The organism is Paenibacillus sp. SER-28, from assembly GCF_052906305.1.
The window spans coordinates 1-218 of sequence record NZ_JBRECM010000110.1; the positions used below are offsets into that span (position 1 = coordinate 1).

The 218-nt window shown below is 49.5% G+C and carries 2 tRNA genes; both read left to right on the forward strand.

The window, feature by feature from the left end:
* Positions 1-2: 2 nt before the first annotated feature.
* Positions 3-74 (forward strand) — tRNA-Glu (locus ACUYLD_RS25860).
* A 68-nt stretch (positions 75-142) separates the two neighbouring features.
* Positions 143-218, forward strand: a tRNA-Val gene (locus ACUYLD_RS25865).

The following is a 218-nucleotide window of genomic DNA, read 5'->3' on the forward strand; positions in this document are numbered from 1 at the left end:
ATGGCCCGTTGGTCAAGGGGTTAAGACACCTCCCTTTCACGGAGGTAACAGGGGTTCGAATCCCCTACGGGTCATAAAAATATCATAAAAGGGCTTGCAATGAAAAGTTCATTATGGTATAATATGAGAAGTGCTTAATTGTGGAGGCTTAGCTCAGCTGGGAGAGCATCTGCCTTACAAGCAGAGGGTCGGGGGTTCGAGCCCCTCAGCCTCCACCA